Source organism: Saccharopolyspora spinosa NRRL 18395, from assembly GCF_000194155.1.
In the GTDB taxonomy this organism is placed as follows: domain Bacteria; phylum Actinomycetota; class Actinomycetes; order Mycobacteriales; family Pseudonocardiaceae; genus Saccharopolyspora; species Saccharopolyspora spinosa.
The window spans coordinates 329578-355625 of record NZ_GL877881.1 but is presented as its reverse complement, the minus strand read 5'-3'; the positions used below and the strand labels follow the sequence as shown (position 1 = coordinate 355625).

General features: G+C 69.0%; 21 protein-coding genes and 1 pseudogene. 12 read left to right on the top strand and 10 right to left on the bottom strand.

The features are described from left to right. Positions 1–290, top strand: a pseudogene (locus tag SSPN_RS60925) (hypothetical protein); the annotation flags it as partial. A 272-nt stretch (positions 291–562) separates the two neighbouring features. On the opposite strand, the gene SSPN_RS0134880 reads toward SSPN_RS60925, so the two are convergent. Next, positions 563–2251: an IS1634 family transposase gene (locus SSPN_RS0134880; RefSeq protein WP_010307527.1), complete on the bottom strand. Its 1689-nt coding sequence runs from the start codon at positions 2249–2251 to the stop codon at positions 563–565. A 941-nt stretch (positions 2252–3192) separates the two neighbouring features. Here SSPN_RS0134880 and sbnA point away from each other — a divergent pair. The 8 genes from sbnA to SSPN_RS0134840 are packed head-to-tail and all read left to right on the top strand — an operon-like array spanning position 3193 to position 13502. Further along, positions 3193–4176 (top strand): 2,3-diaminopropionate biosynthesis protein SbnA, encoded by a 984-nt coding sequence (sbnA, locus tag SSPN_RS0134875; RefSeq protein ID WP_010314168.1) that lies wholly within the window; start codon positions 3193–3195, stop codon positions 4174–4176. 15 nt (positions 4177–4191) lie between these two features. Further along, positions 4192–5205 carry a 2,3-diaminopropionate biosynthesis protein SbnB gene (sbnB, locus tag SSPN_RS0134870; protein WP_272941791.1) on the top strand — a complete coding sequence of 338 codons (1014 nt, stop codon included), beginning with the start codon at positions 4192–4194 and terminating at the stop codon, positions 5203–5205. Next, positions 5205–6929 carry an IucA/IucC family protein gene (locus SSPN_RS0134865; protein ID WP_010314164.1) on the top strand — a complete coding sequence of 575 codons (1725 nt, stop codon included), beginning with the start codon at positions 5205–5207 and terminating at the stop codon, positions 6927–6929. Before sbnB ends, SSPN_RS0134865 begins: the two co-directional genes overlap by 1 nt. Continuing rightward, complete coding sequence (locus tag SSPN_RS0134860) at positions 6929–8146, top strand: MFS transporter (protein WP_010314161.1); 1218 nt, start codon at positions 6929–6931, stop codon at positions 8144–8146. Before SSPN_RS0134865 ends, SSPN_RS0134860 begins: the two co-directional genes overlap by 1 nt. Next, positions 8143–9786: an IucA/IucC family protein gene (locus tag SSPN_RS47325; protein WP_010314159.1), complete on the top strand. Its 1644-nt coding sequence runs from the start codon at positions 8143–8145 to the stop codon at positions 9784–9786. The genes SSPN_RS0134860 and SSPN_RS47325 overlap by 4 nt, the downstream gene beginning before the upstream one ends. Then, positions 9783–11546: an IucA/IucC family protein gene (locus SSPN_RS0134850; protein ID WP_010314156.1), complete on the top strand. Its 1764-nt coding sequence runs from the start codon at positions 9783–9785 to the stop codon at positions 11544–11546. The genes SSPN_RS47325 and SSPN_RS0134850 overlap by 4 nt, the downstream gene beginning before the upstream one ends. Beyond that, positions 11540–12316, top strand: a complete 777-nt coding sequence (locus SSPN_RS0134845; protein WP_010314155.1) for an HpcH/HpaI aldolase family protein — start codon at positions 11540–11542, stop codon at positions 12314–12316. The genes SSPN_RS0134850 and SSPN_RS0134845 overlap by 7 nt, the downstream gene beginning before the upstream one ends. Next, complete coding sequence (locus tag SSPN_RS0134840) at positions 12309–13502, top strand: type III PLP-dependent enzyme (protein ID WP_010314153.1); 1194 nt, start codon at positions 12309–12311, stop codon at positions 13500–13502. The genes SSPN_RS0134845 and SSPN_RS0134840 overlap by 8 nt, the downstream gene beginning before the upstream one ends. Positions 13503–13617: 115 nt before the next feature. On the opposite strand, the gene SSPN_RS0134835 is transcribed toward SSPN_RS0134840, so the two are convergent. Next, on the bottom strand, positions 13618–14367 hold the full coding sequence (locus SSPN_RS0134835) for a VIT1/CCC1 transporter family protein (RefSeq protein WP_010314151.1): 750 nt from the start codon (positions 14365–14367) through the stop codon (positions 13618–13620). A 426-nt stretch (positions 14368–14793) separates the two neighbouring features. On the opposite strand from SSPN_RS0134835, the gene SSPN_RS0134830 reads away from it, so the two are divergent. Then, positions 14794–15459 carry a TetR/AcrR family transcriptional regulator gene (locus tag SSPN_RS0134830; protein WP_010314149.1) on the top strand — a complete coding sequence of 222 codons (666 nt, stop codon included), beginning with the start codon at positions 14794–14796 and terminating at the stop codon, positions 15457–15459. A 5-nt stretch (positions 15460–15464) separates the two neighbouring features. After that, on the top strand, positions 15465–16838 hold the full coding sequence (locus SSPN_RS0134825; RefSeq protein ID WP_010314147.1) for a phenylacetate--CoA ligase family protein: 1374 nt from the start codon (positions 15465–15467) through the stop codon (positions 16836–16838). A 178-nt stretch (positions 16839–17016) separates the two neighbouring features. Here the strand turns inward: SSPN_RS0134825 and SSPN_RS0134820 are convergent, their stop codons facing one another. The 7 genes from SSPN_RS0134820 to SSPN_RS47320 form a co-directional block, all read right to left on the bottom strand. After that, positions 17017–18894: a glycoside hydrolase family 15 protein gene (locus tag SSPN_RS0134820; RefSeq protein WP_010314145.1), complete on the bottom strand. Its 1878-nt coding sequence runs from the start codon at positions 18892–18894 to the stop codon at positions 17017–17019. Positions 18895–18969: 75 nt separating this feature from the next. Continuing rightward, the gene (locus SSPN_RS0134815) at positions 18970–20322 is read right to left on the bottom strand and encodes a PP2C family protein-serine/threonine phosphatase (protein WP_083822276.1); all 1353 of its coding nucleotides are present in this window, start codon (positions 20320–20322) and stop codon (positions 18970–18972) included. Further along, positions 20322–21320, bottom strand: a complete 999-nt coding sequence (locus SSPN_RS0134810; RefSeq protein WP_010314139.1) for an ATP-binding protein — start codon at positions 21318–21320, stop codon at positions 20322–20324. The genes SSPN_RS0134815 and SSPN_RS0134810 overlap by 1 nt, the downstream gene beginning before the upstream one ends. After that, positions 21317–21745, bottom strand: a complete 429-nt coding sequence (locus SSPN_RS0134805) for an ATP-binding protein (protein ID WP_010314137.1) — start codon at positions 21743–21745, stop codon at positions 21317–21319. The genes SSPN_RS0134810 and SSPN_RS0134805 overlap by 4 nt, the downstream gene beginning before the upstream one ends. Beyond that, a complete protein-coding gene (locus SSPN_RS0134800) occupies positions 21742–22119 on the bottom strand; it encodes an STAS domain-containing protein (protein ID WP_010314135.1) in 378 nt (125 codons plus the stop codon). Before SSPN_RS0134800 ends, SSPN_RS0134805 begins: the two co-directional genes overlap by 4 nt. A 5-nt stretch (positions 22120–22124) precedes the next feature. Beyond that, the gene (locus tag SSPN_RS0134795; RefSeq protein WP_029536036.1) at positions 22125–22961 is read right to left on the bottom strand and encodes an STAS domain-containing protein; all 837 of its coding nucleotides are present in this window, start codon (positions 22959–22961) and stop codon (positions 22125–22127) included. Positions 22962–23205: 244 nt separating this feature from the next. Next, entirely contained in the window at positions 23206–23700 is a 495-nt protein-coding gene (locus tag SSPN_RS47320; RefSeq protein WP_010314131.1) for an ATP-binding protein, read from the bottom strand. A gap of 336 nt (positions 23701–24036) precedes the next feature. Between SSPN_RS47320 and SSPN_RS0134785 the strand changes: the two genes are divergently transcribed. Beyond that, on the top strand, positions 24037–24432 hold the full coding sequence (locus tag SSPN_RS0134785) for an STAS domain-containing protein (RefSeq protein WP_237710904.1): 396 nt from the start codon (positions 24037–24039) through the stop codon (positions 24430–24432). Between the two features lie 172 nt (positions 24433–24604). Here SSPN_RS0134785 and SSPN_RS49590 read toward each other — a convergent pair whose 3' ends face one another. Further along, entirely contained in the window at positions 24605–25057 is a 453-nt protein-coding gene (locus SSPN_RS49590; protein ID WP_010314126.1) for an STAS domain-containing protein, read from the bottom strand. Positions 25058–26048: the final 991 nt, after the last annotated feature.

Genomic DNA, 26048 nt, shown 5'->3' with positions numbered 1-26048 from the left:
AACGGAGCCTCGCCACGACGGGCAACCGCCACGACGTCATCACGAAACTCACGGGGATAGGGCTTGGGCACGGTGGCATCCTTCCAAGCGAGACCGAAGCCTCACACATCAGGTGTCAACCAAACCCTGGGCAGCCCCTAATGTGTGGCGATCTGGCCGATGCGCTCGCTGTCGAGGAAACCCGGCACCTGCCACTGGTCGAGTCTGGTTTGCCGGTCGATGACCGGGAAGCGATGGCGCGGCATCCGGGAATGCTGCGGCGGCTGCTTGCCGCCCTGCAAAGCCTGTAGACCTGGTTCGGTGTCGTGAATCCCTGCCCCCGACCGGCACCGGGCCGTTCGGTCGACCGGTGCACCGCCCTTCGGTGCATCGGTCGACCGGTTCCAACCCTTGCGTGGCACGACGTACTCGACGGCCGTGGTGGGGCCGATGCGCGGCCGCGCGCGCTGGGGCACTACTAGCCGGAGTTTCCCCGCTAGTCCGTTCTTGAGTGGTGTTTGTGCTGGCCAGGATGGGTTTTCGGGTGAGGTGGACGTATTACCTAATCCGGCTGGTGGCCTGGTCAGCGGGTGGGCGCGTAGCGGTGGATGTCGAACAGTTCGGCGAGTTGTTTCTGGGTAGGGGTTGTCTCGGTGAGCATGCGCTGTGCGCGGGGGCGGCCTTTGCCGCCGTCGTGGTAGAGCAGGACGGTTTCCTGGATGCCGCCGAGTTCGTCGAGCAGTTCCCGCACGGACAGGTGCAGGCCCGCGTGTTCTGCTTGGCGACGCATCAGATGCGCGACAGCGAGGGCCAGCACACAGTAGAAGACATGTACCCGGATCTTGGAGTCGGTCCAGTGGTGCATCGGGGAAAACGACACCACGTGCGGGTCTTTCATCTGCCGGAACCCCGACTCGACCTCAGATTGCGACCGGTAGGCGGCGACCACCTCTGCGACGGTCCACTCAGTACGGTTGGTGAACAGGACCCGCTTGCCGAAGAACCGGTTCTCCAGACGTTTGCGGGCTTTCTGGTCGGTGCGCCACGCCAAGCGGAACTCGGCCGGGGTGTGGCCGGTCAGGGAGATGGTGAGGACCTCGCCGACCCAGCGAGGCCGGCAGATCGCGGCGATCTCGTCTTCCACGGCCGTGCGGTCCCGGCGGGTCCTGCCGCGTGCAAGCCTCGCTTGCAACTCAGCCAGGCGGCGGCGGGCCTTGGCGAGAGTCTGGTCGAACCCGCGGGACTGCTTGGCGTGCAGGGTCGGTGAGTACGTCACCACGGCACGCCGGGTCACGCCCAGTGCGGTGACTTCGGTGTCCACACACCGCACACCGGGATACCGGTCCTCGTCGACCGGGGTGTAGCGGGTCTTGGGGATCGCGAGCAGTCCCGGATGGTCGCTGGGCGGCAGCGACCCGACGAACCCGATCCCGGCGTCCTCGACCAGCGCGTGGTTGGCCGCTGAATTCTGCCCGGCGTCGTAGACCACGGTCAGCGACTCGACCTGTGCGGTCAGGTCCTGGTAGCGGGCCACCAGTTCGTCGATGACGGTGCTGAACTGGGTGACATCCGGGCGGTCCCCGCCGTAGGCGTGGGACACCACCGGGATCCCGGCGTCGCGGGTCACCACCAGGCCCAGCCCGACCAGGCGCAGGTCAGTGCGTTTCTGCTTGGCCTTGCCGCGCTGCGCGATCGGCGCCCGGTCGTTGCCGGTGTCGATGAACGTGGCGAAGTTGGTCATGTCCAGCACCAGACCGGACACATCCAGCTCGAACTCGGTGACCATCCGCCGCCCGAGTTCGGTCTCGATCCGGCGCAGGTCGTCCTCGCCAAGTCTGTCCATGGCCTTCCAGAACCGGCGATGGTCCAGCGCCGCGTGCGGGATCTTCACCCAGCGTGAACCGGCCGTAGTGGCCCACCAGTCAGCGAACGCGGCCTTGGAACACGGAGCCATGATCCGGTTCGCCGTGGCCAACGCCAGATAGGTCCCGACCGTGGCGGTGGCGTCCGAGCGGCGCGACACGACCTCATCAACCACCCCGGCCACATCCAGGCGCTCCAGCATCGACCAGACCCCGGCAAGGTCCCCGAACCGTTTGTGCTGGGTCCGGACCGGTTCACCCGCCGATGCCCCGGTCAGTTTGGCCATCACTTCCTCGGCGCTGCCCAGGTACTGCTGGGACACGATCCGTGGTTTGCCGTCCACCCTGGCGGACTCCACCAGGTAGTAGTAGGTCTTCCCACCCTGGCGTTTCCCCACGATCGAAGGCATATCTAGGTAATACATCAACCCGGTATGAAACCCAAGCACCACAACGCAAGACACGCCGATGAATCACGTAGCGGGGAAACTCAGGCTAGGTAACTGGACCCGGTACCGGGTTCTTTGACCGGAACGAATTGCTGTCTAAGGGAGTTTGACGTTTTTTGGGCTGAACATCACTGCTCGATGTGACATCGACTCATGGCTGGCAGGGGAAACAACCGGTTCCCGCGCAAGAGATCTGGAATTTGAGCGGTCCGAACGGACCGCGCAACCAGAGAAAGGAAGCACGATCGGAATCGATGACGTGCGTGCAGGTTTGGCGTTAGCCAACCAGAAAACCGCGGAAAGCCAAGGCGCGATCCAACAGCCAATTCTCTCCCTGGAAGAGGCACAACAGGCGTTGGGGCAAGCCACGCAGGGCGCGCCCCGCACCCGATGAACGGGACGGTGTTGGCGAATCCGTCCCGTCGCTGTTAGGCGGCGGGGCGGAGACATCACCCTAGAGTCTGTGCGGCAGGTTTGTACGGCGGTTCTGGGTTTTCGCTGCTTAGGTGTCTATTGTGGACAGTGCTTGCCCAAGGGGTGCAGGTTCAAATCGTGTCGTCCCGTTGGTCTGAAGAACCCGCTGATCAGGCCGGTGGAGCCGCGCGGAGCTGCCCCTGCGGCGTCCGCCCGGTTCAGACCATTGGGGGCATGGCAACGTCGCTCGCGCCTGTCGTTCGAGCGACGCGGGCAGGGGTCGGTGCCTGTCCGGATCTGTTGCGGGGCGGCGACATCGGTACGTGCGTACTGGTCTGGAATCGCGATTGATCGCTGCTCTGTCCGGGTCAACTTTGTCGCGCCTGTGTGATGGTGATCTCTTGATCTTTTTCTGTTAAGTTAGGCTAACCTTTGCTAGCGTTCCGGATGTCGCCCTGCCCGTTCCGGTCGCCGAGCTGAGGAGAAACGTGGCTGTCGACACCCTGACCGAATCCGTCGCCGAGTCCGTGTTCGAGTGCGTGGGCAACACGCCCGTAGTCGCGCTGAACCGGCTGTTCCCCGAACCCGATGTCGAGGTGATCGCGAAGCTTGAGCTGATGAATCCCGGCGGGAGCATGAAGGACCGCTCCGCGCGGCACATCGTCGAATGTGGACTGCGCGAAGGTTCCATCCGCCCGGGAAGCCACCTGGTGGAAAGCAGTTCCGGCAACTTCGGGATCGCGCTTGCCATCGCCGCGCGCATCCACGGCCTGCGGTTCACCTGCGTGCTCGACCCCAAGGCCGCCCCGGCCAACGTCGCGATCCTGCGGCACCTCGGGGCCGAGGTCGACGTGGTGACAGAACCGGACGAGATGGGCGGCTACCTGCACACCCGGATCCGCCGGGTGCAGAAGATCGTGGCGGGCGCGCCGGGGGCGATCTGGATCAACCAGTACGCCAACGACCGGAACTGGGAGGCCCACTACCACGGCACCGGCGCCGAACTCGCCGAGCAGCTGATCCGACCGCCGTCGTACCTGTTCGGCGCGGTCAGCACCACTGGCAGCCTGCTCGGTTGCTCCCGGCGGCTGCGGGAGAGGTTCCCGGATCTGCGGGTGGCCGCGGTCGACGCCGTGGGATCGGTGATCTTCGGTGGCCCGGCCGGGCCGCGCGACGTGCCGGGCATCGGGGCCAGCCGGGTCCCGGAGCTGTTCGCCCCGGCGGAGATCGACGACGTGGTGCACGTCAACGACTTCGAAACGGCGGTGGGCTGCCGCGACCTGCTGGCCGCGGAGGGCATCTTCGCCGGCGGCTCGACAGGGTCGGTGGTCGCAGCGATCCGGCGCACGCTGCCCCACCTGCCGCGCCCCTGCCGGGTGGTCGCGATCTTCCCGGACCGCGGCGACCGCTACCTAGACCTGATTTACGACGAAGGCTGGTTCGCCGCCGCCAGGCAGCGCTGCACGAACTGACGACGAGGAGATCTGGTGTCCACTGAGGAATCCCCGAAGATGCTCTACCTGAGCCGCAGCGACATCGCGGCGGTCGGTGGTGCGCAGGCCGAGCTGTACGTGGAGGCGTTGCGCGCGGGGCTGATCGCGCACGCGGAGGGCAAGACGGTGCAGCCGCTCAAGCCTTACCTGCGAGCTGCTGGCAGGCACATCGCCGACCGGATCATCGCGATGCCCGCGCATGTCGGCGACCCCGGGCTGTCCGGGATCAAATGGATCGGCAGCAAGCACGACAACCCGATCCGGCGCGGCCGGGAACGGGCCAGCGCGGTCATCGTGCTCAACGACCCGGAGAGCAACTACCCGGTGGCCGTGCTGGAAGGCAGCCTGATCAGCGCCTGGCGGACCGCCGGGGTGACCTGCCTGGCGGCCCGGCACCTGGCACGCAGCGGGTTCACCGACGTCGCGCTGGTGGGCTGCGGGGTGATCGGCCGCACCCAGATCACCGCGCTGCTGCAGCAGTTCGGGCACATCGAGTCGGTCCACCTCTACGACCAGCAGGCGGAGGCGGCGCACGCGCTGGCCGAGCAGATCAGTGGTGACCACCCGGCGGTCAAGGCGCGGGTCGCCGGCACCGCGGAGGACGCCGTGCGGGCCGGTGATCTCGTCGTGCCGTGCACCGTCACCAGCCAGCCCTACCTCCCGTTCAGCTGGATCAAGCCGGGTGCGCTGGTGTGCAACGTGTCCATCATGGACGTTCACAAGGACGTATTCCTCAACGCCGACAAGGTCGTAGTGGACGACTGGGAGCAGTGCAACCGGGAGAAGAAGATCATCAACCAGCTGGTGCTGGAAGGATCGTTCTCCCGCGAGCAGCTGCACGCCGAGCTCGGCGAGATCCTGGCCGGAACCAAGTCCGGGCGCACCGACGACGACGAGATCATCCTGCTCAACCCGATGGGCATGGCGGTCGAGGACATCGCCTGCGCCGGTGCGGTGTACGAGCGGGCGAAGAGCCGAGGCATCGGGACCTGGCTGGACCTGTACTGATGAGTGAGGAATCGGCCGAGCTGGTGATGCGGGACCTCGTCGATGTGCTGCTGCAGGAGGACCTGGACGGCTTCGGCGCTCGTGCCGAAGCCGACCAGCCCGCGGAGCTCGCCGGTGAACCGCTGGCTCCCGGTGAGCGGTGGTGCCGGGTGAAGCTGGCGGCCGGGTGGGTGTGCTGCCGGGTGCGGCCAGGTGGCGCGTTGCAGCGCTACCGGTACTCACGCGGCCCGGTCTGGTTGGCGGGCGGTGAGCCGGCCGGTGCCGCCGAGGTGCCGGAGGAACTGCTGGTGCTGGCGAGCGGTGAGCCGGCCGGTGCCGCCGAGGTGTCCGAGGACGTGCGCGCCGCGGTCGAGCACGCCGAGGTGGTGCTCGGGCAGCGCGCCGCACTCGACTTGGCGCCGCAGGAAGGCCAGCTGCTGGCGGGGGAGCGGTTGGCGGCGACGCGCAACCGCCCCTTCCACCCCACGGCGCGGGCCGCGTCGGGGTGGACCTCCGGAGAGGTCGCCCGGTATGGGCCGATGCGCGCCGAACCGCTGGGCCTGGACTGGGTGGCGGTTCGGCGGGACCGGCTGCGCTTCGGTACGGATCCCGATTCGCACCGGCTGCCGGATCTGGTCGTCGACCAGGAGGGGCGGCAGGTTCTCGCCGATGTCGTGGACGACGAGTACCTGGCGATTCCGGTGCACCCGTGGCAGTTCGACCACTTGCTGCCCGCGCAGTTCGGCGAGGAGTTGGCCACCCGGGCCATCATCCCGCTGGTGCGCGGTCTCGGCCGATTCCACCCCACCGCTTCCATCCGCACCTTGACCACCGCGCCCGAGACCCGGCGCCACGTCAAACTCCCGCTCGGGATGGCCACGTTGGGAGCTACGAGGTTGCTGCCCCCGCGCTACCTGGCCAACGCCGAGCGGGCGCAGGAGTGCATGCGGGAACTCGTCGATCGGGATCCCGTGCTGCGCCGCCGGGTTGCGCTGTGCGACGAGCGGATCTGGTGCGGCTGGCACGAGCCCGCCGACGAGTTCGGCGATCGGCCCGGCCAGCTCGCCGCCCAGGTGCGGGTCTACCCCGAGCTGGGCGGACTGGTGCTTCCGATGGCCGCGCTGGCCGCCCACGAGTGGGACGTGCTGGCTCCGGCGATCTCGGACCGGTTCGACCCGGTCGTTTTCTTCCGGGAGCTGGCGAAGTCGTTCTGCGAGTTCGGGTTCGCGTTCCTGCGCTGTGGGGTCCTGCCGGAGCTGCACGGGCAGAACGTCGTGGTTCAGCTGCGTGGCGCGCGGATCGAGCGATTCCTGCTCCGCGACCACGACACGCTGCGGCTGTTCCCGGAGTGGATGGCGAGCGCCGGGGCACAGGCCCCGGAGTACGCGATCAAGCCCGGGGCTCCGCAGTCACTTCGGCTGGAGTCGGCCGAATCACTGGTCGGCTACCTCCAGACCCTCGGGTTCCAGGTGAACCTCTACGGCATCGCCGATGCGCTGTGCCGCCACTTCGGCCTGGACGAAGGCGTGCTGTGGACGCAGTTGCGCGTTGCGGTGCGCGAATGCTTGCAACCGTTGCCGGCTGCGGTTGCCGAGGTCCTGCGTGCGCTCCTGCTGCATGCCGAGACCTGGCCCAGCCGCGAGGTGCTTGGGCCGCTGCTGCGCCAGGGCCGGTCCAGCGGTGTGAGCATGCCCGCTGGCCTTGGTACGGTCCCGAATCCGCTGGCCAGCGGGGCGGTGGGTTGATGCGATCGTCCGGCCGGACGTTCGCCGTCCTCTGCCTGGGGCAGTTCGCCGCGACCGCCGGACTGACCATCGTGGTTCCGCTGCTGCCCTTCTACCTGGCCCGCCTGGGCACGCCGGAAGCCGAAATCCCCTGGTGGACGGCGGTTTCGCTGGCGGCCCCGGCATTGGTGCAAGTGGTCAGCGGACCGGTGTGGGGTTGGGTGGGCGACCGCTTCGGCCGCAAGGCGATGGTGGTGCGCGCACACGCTGGCCTGGGCCTGGCCATCGCGCTCATGGCGCTGGCGAGCACCCCGGGCGAGTTCCTGGCGTGCCGGTTGCTGCAGGGTCTCTGCGGCGGCGTGGTCAGCGCGACAGCCGCATATGCGAACGCCGCAGCGGAGACCAACCGCCGCGGTCGTGCGCTCGGCTCCTTGTTCGGCGCCACCGCAGCGGGGTCGCTGCTCGGGCCGCTGGTGGGTGGTCTGCTGGCCGGGCAGTTCGGATTCGGCCCGTTGTTCGCGGTGGTGGCCGGGCTCCTCGCGATGTCCAGCGTGCTGGCCGCCGTGCTGCTGACCGAACCACCGGGCCGCGCTCGGCAACGTCGATCAACGCGGGTGGTGGCCGGGATCCTGCTGCGGTCGGGGGAAAGCCGTTCGATGCTGCTGGCCGGGCTCGCCGCTCAGGCTGCGATCTACGCGCTGGTGGTGGTGTTCGCGCCGCACGTCGAGCGGATGACGGGTTCGGTGGCGAGCGCGGCGACGTGGGTAGGTGTGCTGCAGGCCGTGACCTGGTTGGCGTCGTGCGCGGGCAGCCCGTGGTGGGGTCGCCGAAACGACGTCCGGCCCGCGCAGCTGGGTTTCGCCGCGGCCGCGGCCTGCTGTGGGCTCGCGGTTGGTCTCCAGGCGGTAGCGAGCGTGGAAGTGCTGGTGCCGCTGCGGCTGGTGCAGGGCTTCTGCTTCGCAGCCCTCGTGCAGTCGGTGCTGCACGTGACGGCTCGCCGGATCCCGGACCGGGGCTGCGGCACCGCCTTCGGTTTCAGCACCGGGGTGCTTGACCTCGGCCAGGTGCTCGGACCGCTCGCGGGCGCGGCGTTGGCGGTCCTGCTGCCGCCCGCGGCGGTGTTCGCCCTGATCGGAGCGTTGCTGGGCGTGGCCGCGCTGCTGGCCCTGACTGGCCGATCGAAATCCGGCGCGGAGCCCGTCCGGCCGGCTGAGTTTCGCGAGAAGGTGTTGCGGTGAAAGACGTTCTGGCACGTGCCGCGGCGCGGCAGCGCATGCTCAACGCGCTGGCGCGGGAAATCGGCGGAGAGGTGAGCAACGAGGCGTTGCGGGTTCCCCTGCGCGCGGCGGACGGGGTGCTGCGAGCCGAGGTGCGGTACCGGTCGGAGTTCGGCCACCACTCCTACGGGCCCGAGGTGTTCCGGGAACTCGTCGACGGCAGCCGGATCCCGGTCGACCACGACGAATTCGTGGCGCTGATAGCCGGTGAGCTCGCCGAACGTGGAGTGGAGGCACCAGCGGGGGCAGCGGAGGAGTTCAGCCGCCAGGTCGCCAACAGCGTCGCCAGGACGGCGCGCTACCTGTCCCGCGAACAGCGCCCCACCCCCGTCACCCCGGAGGAGCTCACCCGGCACGCCGAGCAGTCGCTGCTGTTGGGGCACCCCTTCCATCCGACGCCGAAGAGCGCGGAGGGATTCAGCGACGACGAACTCGCCCGCTACGCACCGGAACTCGGTGCGTCGTTCCAGCTGCACCACTGGGCGGTGGCACCCGATCTGCTGCTGGAGGACCGGGTGGCCGACGGGCCCTGGATCCCGGCCGAGGTCGAGGAGAAGGCCCGCGCCGCCTTGCACGCCGACCAGTCCGACTACGAGCTGCTCCCGGTGCACCCGTGGCAGGCCGCTTACCTCCTGCGGCAGCCGCAGGTCTCGGCGTTGGTCGACGCGGGACGGCTCGTGCCCCTCGGGCCGTTGGGCGCGGAGGTGTATGCGACGTCCTCGGTGCGCACAGTGTGCGATCCGGACTTCGAGACCGCGTGGAAACTACCGCTGCACGTGCGCATCACCAACTTCGTCCGCAACAACCCAGTCGAGCACCTGCGCCGCGCCGCCGACGCCGGCCGGCTGGTCGGCGACGCCGCGAACCGCTGGCAGCACGGCGGGTTCGAGGTGCTGCCGGAAACCGGCTACCGAACCGTCGACCCGGACGTCGTCGGTGACCTGGCGGCGGATTTCGCGGTGCTGTTCCGGCGGAACTCGTTCACCGGCTCCGGGACCGCCCCGCAGGTGCTCGCCGCGCTCCTGGAAGACCGGCTCGACGGGCGCGCACCGGTGCTGGTGGACCTCGTCGCGGAAGCGGGCCCGCTTTCGCCCGGGCACGTCGCCGACTGGTTCCTGAAGTACTTGCGGATCTCGTTGGGACCGGTGCTCGCGGTGTTCACCGACCACGGCATCAGCTTCGAGGCCCACGTCCAGAACACCCTGCTTCACGTCGAGGACGGTTGGCCCCGGTGGTTCTTCGTGCGCGACATGGAAGGCACCAGCGCCAGCCGCGACCGGGCCCGGGCCGGGATCGTCCCGCCGGACAGCCCGGTGCTCTACGACGACGCCGAAGCGTGGATGCGGCTGCGCTACCACCTCGTCACCAACCACCTCGGCCACCTCGTGGCGGTGCTGGGCCGGTGCACCCCGGCTAGCGAGCGGCAGCTGTGGTCGGTGGTGCGGGACTTCCTGCACCAGTGCCCCGGTCGCTACGCCGCGGAACTGCTGGCAACGCCGGTGCTGCCGGCGAAGGCGAACCTGCTCAGCCGGTTCGCCGAGCGTGGCGAGCGCCCGCTCTACGTCGACGTCCCCAACCCGATTCGCGAGGTGAACCGATGACTGCGGAGCTGGTGCACGCGGCACTGACCGCACCGAGCTTCCAGAACGTGCGGCGCCGGGTCTTCCGCCAGCTGGTGGAGTCCCTGGTCTACGAAGGCGCGCTGAAGACCAGGCAGGACGGCGACGAGCACTTCGTCGACGGCGCGGACGCAGCCGGTGCGGGGGTCTGCTACTCGTTCCGCGCGGTGCGCCGGTTCGGCTTCGACCGCGTCGGCCTCACCTCGGTGGTGCGGCGCGGCGACGTCGAGGCGGAGTCGGTCGCGCTGTTCCTGGCCGAAGTGCGCGACTCGCTGGACGCCGATGCCGAACACCTGACGGGCTTCGCACGCGAGCTGGCGGAGACCCTGTTCAAGGACGCGCTGTCGGAGCACGTCCGCACCGAACGGCGGACGGCACTGTCCACTGCGGACTACGACACCCTGGAATCGGCCATCACCGATGGCCACCGCTATCACCCCACGTACAAATCACGGCTCGGGTTCGACGCGGCGGACAACATCGCCTTCGGGCCGGAGTTCGCCAACCCGGTGCGCCCGCTGTGGCTGGCCGCGCACCGCCGCATCACCGAGATCAGCGCCTCCGCATCGGTCGACGACCAGTACGTGGCTGGCCAGCTCGGTCCGGCGGCCGTCGAATTCCATCGCCGCATCGCGGAGCTCGGGCACGATCCGGGCGACTACGTGCTGGTCCCGGTGCACCCGTGGCAGTGGCGGGAGCGGATCGCCAGGGCGTTCTCCGACCAGCTCGGCCAGGGTGAGCTGATCCCGCTCGGGACCGATCCGGACGACTTCGGCGCGCAGCAGTCGATCCGCACCCTGGCCTGCTGGGACGATCCGCAGCGCCCCTACCTGAAGCTGTCGATGTCCATCGTGAACACCTCGACGAGCCGAGGTTTGGCCGCGCACACCGTGCGCAACGCCGCGCGCATCACCGACTGGCTGCGGCAGGTCGTCGCCGGGGACGACTACCTGCGCGACGAGCTGCGCCCCGTTCTGCTCGGCGAAGACCTCGGCGTGGCGGTGACCCCGGAGTCCGGGCTGCTGCAGGCGGACACCTACGGGGCCTTGGCCTGCATCTGGCGGGAGAGCCTGCACCGGCACCTCGAACCGGGGGAGCGCGCAGTGCCCTTCACCGGACTGACCGCATGCCATGTCGACGGCACGCCCCTGATCGACCCGTGGGTGCGGGAGCTCGGTGTCGAGGAATGGGTGCGGCGACTGGTGCGGGTGAGCGTCCTGCCGCTTGTCCACCTGCTTTGCCGACACGGCATCGCGCTGGAATCCCACGCGCAGAACATGGTGCTGGTGCACGAGAACGGCACGCCGACCAGGGTGGTGCTGAAGGACTTCCACGACGGGGTTCGGTTCTCCCGCGCGCACCTCGCCGAGCCGCAGCGGTGCCCGGAACTGGCCGGAACCCCGGCGCACCACCAGAACCGCAACTCGTTCGTCGAAACCGGCGAACTGGGCCTGGTCACCGACTTCCTGCTGGACGCGTTCTTCTTCATCAACCTCGGCGAGCTAGCCATCTTCCTCGCGGACCGCTGCGACCTCGACGAGCGGCGGTTCTGGCGGCTGGTGCGCGACGAGATCCGCGCCTACCAGCAGCGGTTCGGCGAACTGGCCGACCGCTTCGCGCTGTTCGACGTGTTCACCCCGACCATCGAGGTGGAGAAGCTGACCACCCGCCGACTGCTGCCCGACACCGAACTCCGGCTGCACACCGTGCCGAACCCGCTCGCGGAGGTGGACCGGTGCTGAGGCACAACACCGTCAAGGAACGCCTTTCCGGAAGCGGCGAGAGCTACGGGCTTTTCTGCTCGATCCCGTCTCCCGCGCTGGTGGAGATGATCGGCTGCGCCGGGTACGACTTCGTCGTCCTGGACACCGAGCACAGCCTCGTGGACCCACAGCAGCTGGAAAACCTCATCCGCGCTGCAGAAGCCGTCGACCTGGTCGCCTTCGTCCGCGTCCCGGAAGCCGATCCGGGCGCGATCCTGCGGGCGCTCGACGCGGGCGCGCTGGGCGTGGTCGTGCCGCACGTGCGGACCAGAGCCGATCTCGATGCGGCGATCCGGGCCGCGCGGTACGCGCCGGAGGGCATGCGCAGCCTCAACGGCGGTCGGGTGCCGGGCTTCGGACGCATCGAACTGACCGAGTACGTCCGCCGCGCCAACGCGGAGATCATGGTGATCGCGATGGTCGAAGACGCCGAAGGCGTCGACGAACTCCCGGCGATCCTCGCCGGTGGCGGAGTCGACCTGGTGCTGGAAGGCGCCGCCGACCTGTCCCAGTCCTACGGCGTGCCGTGGCAGACCCGGCACCCGATGGTCCGCGAAGCACTCCAGCGCGTGCACGCCGAGTGCAAGGCGCACGGCGTGCCGTTCTGCGCGATCCCGCGGACTCGGGAAGACCACGAGCAGTGGCAAGCCGCCGGTGTCCGCACCTTCGTCCTCGGCGAGGAACGCGGCCTGGCGGCCCGCGCGCTGCGCACCCACCTCGACCAGCACCGGGGGCCGACCCATGCGTGACCAACTGGTGAAACTCGTGCAGGACCGCATCGGCGACGAACCGGTGTGCCTGTACGCCTACGACCTGGACCAGCTCACCGAACACGTCCGCACCGTGGTGGAGTCACTCCCGCCGCGCTGCCGGATGTTCTACGCGATGAAGGCCAACAGCGGCGATCGGCTGTTGCGCGCCCTGGCGCCTCTGGTCGCCGGGTTCGAGGTCGCTTCAGGTGGCGAACTGGCCAAGGCGCGGGCGATCGGGGCGGACATCCCGGTGATCTTCGGCGGGCCGGCCAAGACGCCGCAGGAGATCGAGCAGGCGTTGGTGCAGGGCGTCACCCGCCTGCACGCGGAGAGCGTGCTGGAACTGCACCGGATCTCCGAAGCCGCGACCCGGCTCGGGCGCACCGCGGACGTGCTGCTGCGGGTCAACCTGGCCGGCCCGTTCCCGAGCGCGACCCTGGCGATGGCCGGGCGCCCCACCCAGTTCGGGATTTCCGAACGGGTCCTGCCGGATGCGGTCATCGCGGCGCAAACCCTTCCCGGGGTGCGGTTGGCCGGCTTCCACCTGCATTCGCTGTCCAACAACCTTTCCGCGCCAGCACATCTGGAACTCCTGGAGCACTACCGACGCACGGTGTCCAGATGGGAAGGGGAGTTCGGACTGCGCTGCGAGGTGCTCAACGTCGGTGGCGGGATCGGGGTGAACTACGGCGAACTGGACGACCAGTTCGACTGGCCGCACTTCGCCCGTGGGCTGCCCGCGGTGGTCGCCGGATTTCCGGACCACCTGCGGGAGATCGACTTCGAGTGCGGCCGGTACCTGGTCGCCGAATCCGGCTCGTACGCGGTCGAAGTCCTCGACGTGAAGCGCAACCACGGCGTGGACTACGCGCTGGTGCGCGGCGGCACCCACCACTTCCGGCTCCCGGTTTCCTGGCAGCACAGCCACCCGTTCACCGTGCTGCCGTCGGAACAGTGGTCGTCGAGTGCACCGCGTCCGGGGCTTCGCAACGCCCGGGTCACCGTGGTCGGCGAGCTGTGCACCCCCAAGGACGTGCTAGCGCGTGACGTGCCGGTGGCGCAGATCCGGGCGGGTGACGTGCTCGTCTTCAGCCACGCCGGAGCCTACGGCTGGGAGATCTCGCACCACGACTTCCTCAGCCACCCGCATCCGGAACACGTCTACTACGGCGACATCCTTTGAAACCAACGAACGGCGGAAGATTGCGACGTGCCCGGGACGATTTCGCGGGTGGCTGCGGGCGTTCGCGATGCCCGGGTGCGGCGGACACGCTCACGGCGTGCTGATCGGGCTCGGCTCAAAGCAGTCCAGTTGTGCCCAGAAGAGCGCCGACGGCGTAGGTAGCGCCGAGTGCCAGCGCGCCGCCGACCACGACTCGGACCGCGGCTCGTGATCGGGATCCGCCACCGATCCAGGCCGCGATCGCGCCAGTCAGGGCGAGCGCGGCGAGCGTGGCGGCGAACGTCACCGGTACGCGCAGACCGGAACCGGGCAGCAGGATCGCGAGCATCGGCAGGACGGCGCCGATCGCGAAGGAGACGAATGAGGCGATGGCGGCGTGCCACGGGCTGGCGACGTCGTCCTGGTCGATGCCGTGCCGCTCGCGCACCTGTGCAGCGAGTGGGTCGTGGGCGGAGAGCTCCTCGGCGACCCGGTGTGCGGTGTCCGCGGAGATTCCTCGTTGCTCGTAGAGGCGAGCGAGACCCCGCTGCTCGCGTGCCGGGTCCTTCTCCAGCGCACGACGCTCCCGCTCGATGAGCGCCCTTTCGCTGTCGCGCTGGCTGGAAACCGACACGTACTCGCCGAGGGCCATAGACACCGCGCCGCCGATCGCTGCGGCAAGCCCGGCCGTGAGAACCGGTCCGGTGGAGACCGTCGCACCCGCCACGCCGACGAGAACTGCCGCGGTCGAGACGATCCCGTCGTTGGCGCCGAGAACGCCGGCCCGCAGCGCGTTGAGCCGCTGTTCGAGCGGGACGATGCGCGGCCGATCCAGCTCGGGAGTATCCGCATCGAGGGAGTGATCAGCGATATACGAGATAGCCACGATTCGGGACGTTATCCCGATATTCTACGGATTGCAATCAAGGAGAGTCTTACCTTGTTTCCGTCATTTGTCGTGCAATTAGGAAAGGCTCTCCTTGAACAGGTAAGCCTCTTCTGAGCTCCGGCTCAGGGTGTGGATCCGGACTGCCAAGGCCGTTGCAGGCAAGGGAATTCCCGTCTCAGGCAAGCCTCAGCTGATTTGCGCGCGGAGGGTGAACGGCGGGCAATTTGAAATAGGGATTGGCTCTCTCTCGGATGAGTTATCTGCGGCGTTTTGGGGCTGCCATGACGCGATCAAAGTTAGCCACGAGGCAGGTAAAGGCAGAATTGCCAAGCGACTGCGCCAGTCGGCCGATCCGTCCCTTGCCGGTCAGCGCCGCGGATGCCCGGTCGCGATAATTTTCCAGTTGATGGAAATTTCTAGACGGTGTACGTTCGTGCCGTGCAGGAGTCGCGGCGTGAACGCAAGAAGCGCTTGACCCGGCAGCGGATCGTCTCGGCGGCGATCCGGCTGTTCGACGAGCAGGGGTACGAAGAGACCACGGTGGCGCAGGTCGCCGAGGCGGCGGATGTCGATCCGAAGACGTTCTTCAACTACTTCCGGACCAAGGACGAGGTGCTGTTCAACGAACTTGACCTGGAGTTCGACGTCCTGCTCGCGGCGATCCGGGACCGCCGAGCCGGGCAGAGCCCAGGTGAGGTGCTGCGGACGGCGGTCCAGGAGTACGCCGCCCATCGCAGGCCCAACGTTCCCCGGCGGGAGCCCGCGGAGGTGTCGGCGGCGGCCCGGCTGGCCCTGATGACGCCGGCGCTGCAGGCGAAGGGGGCGTACCTCCTGCTGGACCTGCAGCAGCGGATCGCGGCCGAGCTGCTCAACGCTTTCCCCGGCGAGCTGGATCCGGTCACCGCGGCGGCGATGACCGGATCCGTGCTCGGCGCGATCCAGCAGGCCAGCCTTGCGAGCGCCAAATTGGGTCGGTCGCAGCAGGAGCTGTGGGAGGCCGCCGAGCACGCCCTCGACATCGCCACGAATGGCCTGCTCTCGGTGCGGCCACGAACCAGAGATCAGAAACGAACCGGAGAGAGGATCTGACCAGCATGGGGGACAGCGTTCGAGAGCTCGCCCGCGACGCCCGGCAGGCCGTCCGGGGAGGTCCTGCGGGCATCGCACGGCACCAGCGCGCCCACCTGGTCGACCTGGTGGCTCATGCGCGCGCGAACTCGGTGTACTACCGCGAGCTCTACCGGGACCTGCCGGACGGGGTTGACGACCCGACCTTGCTCCCGGTCACCAGCAAGAAGGAACTGATGGCCCGGTTCGACGACTGGGTGACCGACCGCGAGGTGACCCGGGAGAAGGTCGAGGCGTTCGTGGCCGACTCCGACGTCGTGGGGATGCGGTTCCTGGACAAGTACCTGGTGGCCACCACGTCCGGCACCAGCGGCCTGCGCGGCCTCTTCCTGCTGGACGACCGCAGCATGAACATGGAGGGCGCCCTCGGGACACGCGCGAGGGGCATGCTGAGCGTCGGCGACGCCGTCCGCATGCTCGCCCGTGGCGGCCGGACCGCCATCGTCACCGCACCCGGCGGCCACTTCTTCACCGTGGCGGGAACGGCCCGGTTCCAGCGCGACCACCCGCGGCTCGGCCGGAGGCTGCGGTTCTGCTCGATCCACCAGCCGCTATCGGAGCTGGTCGACGAACTCAACCGGTTCAATCCAGCCGTCCTCAGCGGCTTTCTCGGCATGCTCACGCTGCTGGCGGGAGAGCAGGAAGCCGGTCGGCTGCGCATCCGCCCCGCGTTGGTCATCCCCGGTGGCGAGACGTTGACCACGGATCTCAGGGAGCGGCTCGCCACCGCATTCGGCGCCAAGGTCCGAGCCGCCTACGCCGCCACGGAGTGCAGCTTCCTCTCGATGGGCTGCGCGCACGGCTGGTACCACGTCAGTAGCGACTGGGCCGTCCTGGAGCCGGTGGACGCCGACTACCGCCCGACCCCGCCCGGCGAGATGTCGCACACGGTCCTGCTCAGCAACCTCGCCAACCGAGTGCAGCCGTTCCTGCGCTACGACCTGGGCGACAGCATCCTGCTCCGTCCCGACCCGTGCCCCTGCGGCAGCGTGTTCCCCGCCATCCAGGTCCAGGGCCGAGCCGCCGATCTGCTCACGTTCCCCGCCGAGGACGGCGAGCTCGTCACCATGTCACCGATGCTTTTCGGCACCGCGCTGGATCGCGTCACCGGCATCGGGCAGTACCAGGTCGTCCAGACCGCGCCCAGCACACTGCGCGTGCGCCTGCGGCCCGCCGACAGCGCCGACGCCGAGCAGGTCTGGCAGACCGTGCGCGGCGAGATCACCCACCTGCTCAAAGAGCATGAGGTCGCCGACGTCACGCTCGAACGCGCCGACGAAGCCCCGAAGCGGGAACCCGGCGGGAAGTTCCGCCGGATCATCCCGCAGACCAAGCCCTGACGGCGCTCCCACGATACCCAGACCTCGGATGAGCAACGCCGCCCCCGAAACGTGTGGTGTGCGGGGACGGCTACGAGCAGGCAGACCCGCGCACCCGCTTGATCGAGGTCGCCAAACCCGGCGAATTGTCGCCTCTGGTGCTCCCGCGCCCGCAGTCCGAGCCCCCGGGGCACTGGCGTCAGCGGGCGGTGTTGCGCCGGCTGCTCTGGCCCCGCGTGTGCCCTCCGTAAAGGACGGAGGCCGAATTGACCAGCGCGAGATGGCTGAACGCTTGGGGGAAGTTCCCGGTGAAGCGCCCCGTGGTGGAGTCGTACTCCTCGGCGTAGAGCCCGACGTCGTTGGCCAGACCCACGAGTTCGGCGAACATCGCCTCGGCTTCGCCGCGCCTGCCGCTGAGGGCGAGCGCGTCGACCATCCAGAACGAGCACGCCAGGAACGCCCCTTCCCGGCCGTTGAGCCCGTCGACCGAATGCCCGTTCTCGGCCTCCGTCGAGTACCGGTCGACGAGCACGCCATGCTGGAGGTTCTCCTGGACCGCGCGGATCGTGCTGCGGACCCGCTCGTCGTTACCGGGCAGGAAACCGACCGCGGGGAGCAGCAGCGTGGCGGCGTCGAGAGTGGCACCGCCGTAGTACTGCGTGAACGACTCCAGGTCTTCGTTCCACGCCTTGGCCAGCACTTCGGCGTGCACGGCGTCCCTGATCTCCCGCCACCGGTCCGCAGGGCCCGGCAGCCCGTCCTCCTCGGCGGCGCGCACGGCGCGGTCGAACGCGACCCAGACCATCACCCGGGAATGGGTGAAGTACCGGTCGGGGCCGCGAACCTCCCACAGGCCCTTGTCCGGCTTCTCCCAGATCGTCTCCAGGTGGCGCAGCATGCCGACCTGCATGGCCCAGGACTGGGCGGACTCCGGCGCGCCGCGTTCGCGCGCCAGGTGCAGCACGTCCATGACCTCGCCGTATACGTCGAGCTGGAGCTGCCGGTAAGCCGCGTTGCCGATGCGCACCGGGCTGGCGCCCTGGTAGCCCGGCAACCAGTCCGCTTCCCACTCCAGCAGGTGCCGCTCCCCGTTGACGCCGTACATGATCTGCAGCTCCGACGGGTCGCCTGCCACCGCGCGCAGCAGCCAGGACCGCCAGGCCGCCGCTTCGGACATGCAGCCGAAGTTGTCCAGCGCCAGCAGCACGAGCGTGGCGTCGCGCAGCCAGCAGTACCGGTAGTCCCAGTTCCGGTCGCCGCCGAGAGCTTCGGGCAGCGATGTCGACGCAGCGGCGACCATTCCGCCGGTGGGCGCGTAGGTCAGGGCCTTCAGGGTGACCAGCGACCGGTACACGGCTTCGGCGTGCGGACCGCGGTAGTCGATCCGCTCGGTCCACTCGCGCCAGAAGTCCTCGCTGTCCTGGGTCTCCTGCAGCGGATCCATCGGCGCGGGCAAGTCCTCGGGATCGGGCGACCACTGCATCACCCAGGAGTACCGCTCGCCGGCACGGACGCGGAACACCAGCTCGTGGGCGCGTTCCTCCGGTACCCGCTGCGGCAGCAGATCACCACGCAGCACAACGGTTTGCGGTCCCGCGACCGCCACGACGCACCGGTCCGCGACGGGATCGCTCCCCTCACGCTGGTGCACCCAGGGCATCGAGTCGCCGTAGGCGAACCGCACCGCCCACCGCATCGTGAGCTCCACGTCCCCGGAGACGCCTTCGACCATCCGCACCAGGCACGGCTCGTCGCCCTGGTTCTTCTCGTGCGGCGGCATGCTGTCGACCAGCCGCACGACGCCGTCGGCGGTGTGGAATTCCGTTTCCAGGACGAGGGAGTTGTCGCGGTAGCGGCGCCGCACCTCCCGCACTTGGCCGCTCGGTGCGATCCGCCAATGACCGTCTCGTTCGTCGCCGAGGATGCGCGAGAAGCACGACGGGGAGTCGAATCGCGGAAGGCACAGCCAGTCGACAGATCCGTCCTTGCCGACCAGCGCCGCGGTGCGGAGGTCGGAGAGCAGCGCGAAGTCCTCGATGGCACCAGGTCCGCTGTGCTCGTTGAGATCATCGCCCACGCTGATCGAGGCTATACCCCGACCGGCGCGCTGACCACGCACCGCGGCCGCGATCTCAGCTTGCGGACGGCGTTGCTAGTCCGACGTTTCGAGCAGTTGGCAGATCAGCAGGCACACGTCGTCCTCGTGCGCCTCGCCGTTGAGTAGCGTGCTCAGCAGGTGCTCCGCGCGTTTCTGCGGCGAACGGGTCCGCGCCGCTTCATAGGCCGCGGCCAGCCGCGCCAGCCCCGTGTCGATGTCCTCGGTGCGGCGCTCGATCAGGCCGTCGCTGTAGAGCACTACGGAGGATCTCGGCGAGAGCTCCACCTCGTGTTCGGGAACTTCCTGGTGGAACGGAACGCCGAGCATCGAGGCGTTCTCGCCTTCGAGATACCTGACGCCTCCGTGTGGATCGTCCAGCAACGGCGGCGGATGACCGGCGCTTGCCCAGCGCATCACGTTCTCGGCGACATCGACCTCGACCACCACGGCGGTGGCGTAGGAGCGGATGTCCCAAGAGCGGAGGAGATCGTGCACGAGTTGCAGCGAAAGCGCTGGGCGGTGCCCCTCCAACGCGTAGGCGTTGAGGGCGTTCTGGAGCCTGCCCATGACCACCGCCGCGTCCAAGCCGTGTCCCGTGACGTCGCCAACGGTAAGCACCGCACTGCCGTCCGGTCGCGTCACCGCGTCGAACCAGTCGCCTCCCACCTGCACGCCGCTGGTTGCCGAGCGGTACCTGGCGACCACGTCCAGCTCGTCCGGGACCATGAGCCGCGGCAGCATCGCCCGCTGTAGCCGTTCAGCGAGTTCGTGTTCCCGCTTGTAGTCGTTGATGTTGCGCAGCCCGACAGCGACGCGCACCGCGACCGAACTGCTGGTGGCCAGGTCGGATTCCCCGAAGATGCCGTCCACCCGGTGGAAGTCGAGCACGCCGAGGCTTCGTGGGCCAGCGGTGAGCGGCACGCTCAACCGGGCCGTGTCCACGCCTGCCGCTTCGCCGGTCGCCAACGCGCGGCGGGTGCTCTGCGCTGGTTCCGCGTCTTCATCGCCGATCGCCTGGAGGTTGCCGTCCTCCAGCGTCCACATGGTGATCGCGTCGGCGACACCGCGCGCCCGCAGCAGCTGCACCAGCGCAGCGCACATCTCGGTGCTGTCCAAGGACGTAGCCGATGCCCGGCTGACGTCGTCGAGGAACGCGTTGTGCCGACGTTCCTGGTCGAGCTCACTGTGCAGCGCTAGGAGACCAGCGTTGGTCTGCGAGAGTTCCGCGCGGTGCCAGCTCAGCTCTTCCTGCTGCTGCTCGAGCTGTTCCACGAGCTCGCCCAAGGTCTGCACAACGACGTCGTCCGGCTCCGCCGCGGCGAGTCGCACCGCCACGTCCTGCCAGCGCGGCGGGGCCGAACTCCGCAGTGCCCGCAGAATCGGTTCCAGCTGCTCGCGGAAGTCCATCAGGTCCTGCTTCCGCCGAGCACCACCACGCACGCGTCGTCCCGCCGTCGGCAGTGCTGCCCGAGCAGCCAACCTGCGACGACCGACGGGTCGTGGCCGAACACGTCGGGTCGGTCCTCGGGGGTCCAGCGCTGCGTGACGCCGTCGGTGTGGAGGATCAGCCGTTCGGCCCCGGTCCACGGCCGCTCGTACTCCCGACCGGGGCGCAGCCGAGGCGACCGGTGGCCCACGATCCCGGGCAGGGACGGCAATTGCTCGCTGGTCCCCCCAGGTTCGGAGTGCAACCGGGCGGTGACGTTGCCGATCCCGCAGAACCGCAGGGCTCCGCGCGCCAGGTCCACCTCCGCGACCGCAACCGTGGCGCCGCGGGTGGGGGCGAGCTCGCCGCACAGCTCCGCCAGCAGCGTGGCCGGCTTGAGCTCCGGGTGCGTGCTGGCGAAATCGACGGCAGCGGCGGTGGCCGCCGCCGCTGCGGGCCCGTGGCCCAGCCCGTCGCTGACCACGACGACGACCCGGTCGCTCGTGGCGGTCGCGCACCACCCGTCGCCGGTCACGACCTCACCGGGGCAGGTGTACTGGGCGGCGCCGATCCGCAGCGCGCCGGGCCAGCCGTCGGTCGCGCCCCAGCGTGCGAGCACTGCCGTGCCGACGCCCTCGTTGGAGAAGATGTCGAATTCGTCGGCAAGCCGGCGGGCCGCACCCAGCCCGGTGCCGAGCGTCCCCGCAGTCGAATGGCCGTCGCGCAGGCTGTCCGCGACCCGGTCGATGCCGGGACCTCGATCGCACGCCACCAGGTCCAAGCGCCCGGGTTGCGGCACGGCGGAGAACAGGCCGTCGGACGCGTGCTTGCGCAGGTTGCTGGCGAGTTCCGAGGCCACGACGGCGACCTGGTCGACCGATCGCTGCGGCAACTGGGCGGCCTGGGCCGCATGGGTGGCGAGCTGGCGAGCGTGGGCGACGTGTGCTTCCGCCGCGATGGCCAGGGCTGTGCTCCTCACCGCCGCACCGCCTCGCGGGCGATGAACACCACGGTCACGGCAGTTCCCGCGCCGGGGCCGGTTTCGATGCCGAACTCGTCGGCGAGCCTCCGAGCTCCGCTGAGACCGAGGCCCAACCCGCCGCCGGTGCTGTAACCGTCCTGGAGGGCGAGGTCGACATCGCTGATCCCGGGCCCCGCGTCGCGGAAGGTGATCCGCAGCCGCGCCGGTCCGCCCGGAGCCTCGTCGAGCGTGGCGGTGGCCGTGCCGCCGCCACCGTACATCAAGGTGTTGCGCGCCAACTCGCTCGCGGCGGTCACCGTCTTTGTCTGCGCCACCAGGGAGAAACCGGCGGACAGGGCGAGCTCTCGCACCACCTGCCGGACCTGCACGATGTCGCGCTCCGCAGCGATCCGGACCTCGTGGGCCGCGCGGGGCGCGCTCATCTACCCTCCGCTGACCGGTTCGGCGAGGCGATGCCCAGCAGCGCCATGCCGTCCGCGACTGTTCGCGCGGTGCGCAACCCGGGCAGCGTGAGGCCGAGCTCGACCAGGGTGATGGCGACCTCGGGACGCATGCCGACCACGACCGTTTCCGCCGCCAGCAACGAAGTCGCCGCAGCGATGTCGTAGATGGTGCGGGCCAGGAAGGAATCCACCAGTTCCAGCCCGGAGATGTCGATCAGCACTCCGCGCGCGCCGACGCCGACGACCGCCTCGGCGAGGTCCTGCTGGAGGCCGACCGCGGCACCGTCGGTGAGCTCGCCCTGGAGCGTGGCGACCAGCGCCCCGTCGAGCTCCAGGATCGACACCGAGGCCACGACGGTTACCCCTGGTCCGCCGAAACGACGGCGAGGCCGGTTTTTTGCAGCGCGTAACTCAGGGCGTCGGCCAGCGACGCCTTGGTCACCAGGTCACCGAGGTCGATGCCCAGCTGGACCATCGTCTGCGCGATCTGCGGCCGGATTCCGCTGAGGACACACTCGACACCCATCAGGCGCGCGGCCATCGTGGTCTTGAGCAGGTGTTGCGCGACCATAGTGTCGACGGTCGGGACGCCGGTGATGTCCAGGATCGCCACCTTCGCCTGCTGCACGACGACCTGCTCCAGCAGGCTTTCCGTCGCGGATTGGCTGCGGGTGCTGTCGAGCGTGCCGATGAGCGGGACGGCCAGCACCCCGTCCCACAGCTTGATCACCGGTGTGGACAGCTCGGTGAGCTGCTGGCGCTGCATCGAGATGGTCTCGGTCCCTGCGGTCAGCTCCTCCTCGAGCTGGACCATCCGCAGCGCGTCCACCGCGGACGACAGCGCCAAAGCACCATCCGTGACGGCAGGTGTTCCGGCGCGGTGCTCCCACCAGAGACGCAGCAGGGGTTCCTTCAGTGACAGGAGGTCCAGCCGTCGGCTGGCGCCGCCACCAGCGGAGGCCCGCAACATCGGTCGCACGTCGTCGAACCCTGCGGCCGCCGGGTTTTGCTCCTGCCCGTCCCGGGCCGCCCGGCGGAGGCTGTTCAGCAGCTCGGTGCACCCACCCACCGCGTCGACCGTCCGCTGCTCGGCGAACGTCCGCAATAGCGACCATTCGCGCACCACGTCGGGCTGCCGCTGGTCGAGGAATTCAACGAGTTCGCGGCGAACCTCGTCATTCGTCACGACGCTCATCTGGGCGGCGAACCTCGTCATTCGTCACGACGCTCATCTGGTCAACTCCCAACCGGCACCGGGAACGCGCACCGCTTTTTCTTGCCCTGTGGCAAACGTAAACCACGTCCACCGGCCGGATCCACCGGGGGTGGGCGCCGTCGATCATCCTGCCGGTCGGACCGGTTCCGGCGCAATCCTGTTCGCGCCGAGACCCGCGCGGCGCCGCCGCAGCCGGGCGCGGAGACGCGCAGCGGCGAGCTGATCAGGCACTTGGATGTGGCTGGGGCTTGGCGCGCTCCGCCACGTCCCAGGCCATCCGAACGGTCGTGCCGACCTCTTCCAGGAGGACCTCGACGTGGTCCGCGAGGGACCGGATCAGCACCAGGCCGCGTCCGCCGTGCTCGCCGGAGTCCTCCGGCGCCGCGCGGATCAGCCACCGGCCGCGGTCCTGGACCGCGATCTCGATGCGGGCGGCCTCGATGCGGAAGGCGGCCCGGACGCTCAGCACGCCACCGCCGTCGGGGTAGGCGTGCGTGACGACGTTGGCCATCGCCTCGTAAGCGGCGAGCGCGACCGCTTCGGCGCGGTTGTCGGTGAACCCGTTTCCGCTGGCCCAATCGGTCAGCGCTCGGCAGATCGGCCGCAGTCGTCCGGGCTCCGCGGGTACCTCGTGCCAGTGCGGGGGATCGGGAGGGGCCGCCGCGACTCGATTGGCGCTTCCGTTCACGCTCATGGTCCAGGCCTCGTGTTTCGACATCTCTGCTCGCTCGTCCTCGATCCGGCCAGTACCCGTTGAACCGCTGAACGATGCGCGTCGCCCGCCGTGAAGTTCCAACTGCCTGCCGTGAAGGTCCAACTGCCTGCGCGAACGGCGGGGTCGGCATTCGGGAGTGAGACCCGTGACCCCGGTGCGCAGGCGGCAACATCGGGGCGGGACGCCACGGTAACACCGGTGTTCCGGCGATCAGCTGGAGGTCGGTGCGCGGACCCGCCGCAGTTGTTTGCCCTCGGGCAAAGATTTAGGTCCACGCAGCAGGTCAGTGCTGCCGCAGGCTGCCACGATCCAGCGACGGTGTATGAGATAGTGGCCGCTGTGACTAGGTTCGAATCGTCTTCGCCGGAATCGACCACCTCGACGCCGATCCAGGCCGCGTCGTTCGCCGTGGAGCAGCGCGGTTCGGCCGCGGTGCTGACCGTCTCGGGTGAGATCGACATGGTCACCGCCCCGAAGCTCCAGGAACAGCTGACCAAAGCGGTCGCCGACGAGGTTGCGGCCCTCGTCGTGGACCTCTCCGGGGTCAGCTTCTTCGCGTCGGCCGGTTTGTCGGCTCTGGTCAACGGCTACACCCTGGCCAACGAGCGGGGTGCCGAGCTGCGAGTGGTGGCCACCAGCAGCGCCACCATCCGACCGCTGCAGATCACCGCGCTCGACCGGAAGATCCCGATCTTCGACTCGCTCGAGAACGCCCTCCAGGGCGGGCGGTCCTGACCTGCGGTCCGACGAGCAGCCGATCTCGTGGACGTGGTTGATCCCTTCGACCGGACGTGTCGGAGAGCGGCGCGCGAGCCGATCCGGCGCGGTGGTCGGCCTGCCCCACGGGTGGACGCGGTGATTCGCGGTGCGCAACAGCGCGGCTGCGCACCGCGAATCAGAGCGCCCGTCACCGAGCCCGGCCCGGTGATTCGAGCGCTGGTGGTTCGAGCGCGGCGTCCAAGTTCGGCCGGCAGTCCAGCACGACGTCGAGACCGGCCGCGCGCAACTCGTCCATGAGCGCCTCGCTGGCCACGACCACGCGGAAGGCGATTTCCCGGAATTCCGCGCTCATCGTCATGTACGCGCTGGTGAGCATCTGCAAGCCCGGGAGGTCGAGTTCGTCGACCTCGTCCAGATCCACCACGAGCACCTCGACGTCGGAGGTCAACCGCGAAACGAGGACCTCTTCGAGTGAAGGTCCCGAGCTCGCGTCGAACTGCCCGCTGACGGTCACCACGAGTGCGCCGCTGCGCGGACTCGAGAGCTGGACGTGCGGCGCGGTGGCCGTCGCCGACCGCTCCAGCAGTTGAAGTGGTCTCGCTTGCCCCGGGTCTTCGAAGGTGGAGTCCGGAACGGTCATGCTGCGGTCCTTTCTCGCTCCTGGGTGCACGGTCTGCAGCCCAGCGATCCATGCCGTTCGACCTGTTGGCCAGATGATCTCTACCCGGGGACGGCGAGGCCCAAACCCCTCCCCGCGAAATTGCGCCGAATGCGCCGCGAACGGGCGCGTACGGGTGCGGGGAGCGCCGGACTGCGGGTGCCCGGCGCTCCCCGGGGGGGGGGAGCCGTCGTCGGGGGGCACGGGCAGGTTCCCCGGGACCGACGTCGGCCAGTGCACCGCTGTCACCGTCAAGTAGCCATCGGAGTTCTTCTTCGTTTGCTTGTTCGATCTTGGAAGGTCGATCCGGCGGCGGCATTGGGGCGTGCCGGCAGAAGCACTTCAGCCCACCGGCGGTGCTGGCCGACGACGAGGAGCCAACTGGGCGACCCCACCTGAGCAGTCGGCAACCGCGTGATCGCAGCCCCGCCCGGAGAATCGAATACCGGGACATCTCGGCGAGGATGCGCGACCCAGGGCGTGTGCAAGGTTGATCTGAGGGTTGCGGCGGGTTTTTGTCCAGGTAGGACGCGAGACGAGGGCGCGGTTTCCGGTGGGAGATCATCGGGTTGTTCAAGCCGTGACGGTCTGTCCAGGAGCCGCGCTCTTGTGTTCTTGGCTTCCCTGGTTCGGGTTGTGCTTGACCGGCCCACCCCCACAGTCGAGTCCTTGCGGGGTCGTGTGGACGGTCTCTGGCGGGCGCTGGAGGCGGTGGACGGGGAATCCTATATGGGCAGCGGCTGCTGCCGGCCCTTTCGGTGCTGCCGGCCCTTTCGGCGCAAGTTCCATTGAAATCGAACCTTCGATTTCAATGGAACTTGCGGACCGTCGGCGTGTCGCATCCCGACACGCCGATGCCTGTGGACAACCTCCGCAATTTCAATGGAAATCGTGGGCGGGTACGGACGTGCCAGGACCCGCAGCCTGGAAGGTCTTTGTTCTGGACGGAAACTTGCGAACCGGATATGGCGCT

Coding starts and splice junctions, on each gene's coding strand:
- SSPN_RS0134850 (WP_010314156.1), top strand. CDS start 9,783: ATGACTGCGGAGCTGGTGCACGCGGCACTGACCGCACCGAGCTTCCAG.
- SSPN_RS49590 (WP_010314126.1), bottom strand. CDS start 25,057: ATGACCGTTCCGGACTCCACCTTCGAAGACCCGGGGCAAGCGAGACCA.
- SSPN_RS0134865 (WP_010314164.1), top strand. CDS start 5,205: ATGAGTGAGGAATCGGCCGAGCTGGTGATGCGGGACCTCGTCGATGTG.
- SSPN_RS47320 (WP_010314131.1), bottom strand. CDS start 23,700: ATGTCGAAACACGAGGCCTGGACCATGAGCGTGAACGGAAGCGCCAAT.
- SSPN_RS0134825 (WP_010314147.1), top strand. CDS start 15,465: ATGGGGGACAGCGTTCGAGAGCTCGCCCGCGACGCCCGGCAGGCCGTC.
- SSPN_RS0134805 (WP_010314137.1), bottom strand. CDS start 21,745: ATGAGCGCGCCCCGCGCGGCCCACGAGGTCCGGATCGCTGCGGAGCGC.
- SSPN_RS0134815 (WP_083822276.1), bottom strand. CDS start 20,322: ATGGACTTCCGCGAGCAGCTGGAACCGATTCTGCGGGCACTGCGGAGT.
- SSPN_RS0134880 (WP_010307527.1), bottom strand. CDS start 2,251: ATGCCTTCGATCGTGGGGAAACGCCAGGGTGGGAAGACCTACTACTAC.
- SSPN_RS0134840 (WP_010314153.1), top strand. CDS start 12,309: ATGCGTGACCAACTGGTGAAACTCGTGCAGGACCGCATCGGCGACGAA.
- SSPN_RS0134795 (WP_029536036.1), bottom strand. CDS start 22,961: ATGAGCGTCGTGACGAATGACGAGGTTCGCCGCGAACTCGTTGAATTC.
- SSPN_RS0134860 (WP_010314161.1), top strand. CDS start 6,929: ATGCGATCGTCCGGCCGGACGTTCGCCGTCCTCTGCCTGGGGCAGTTC.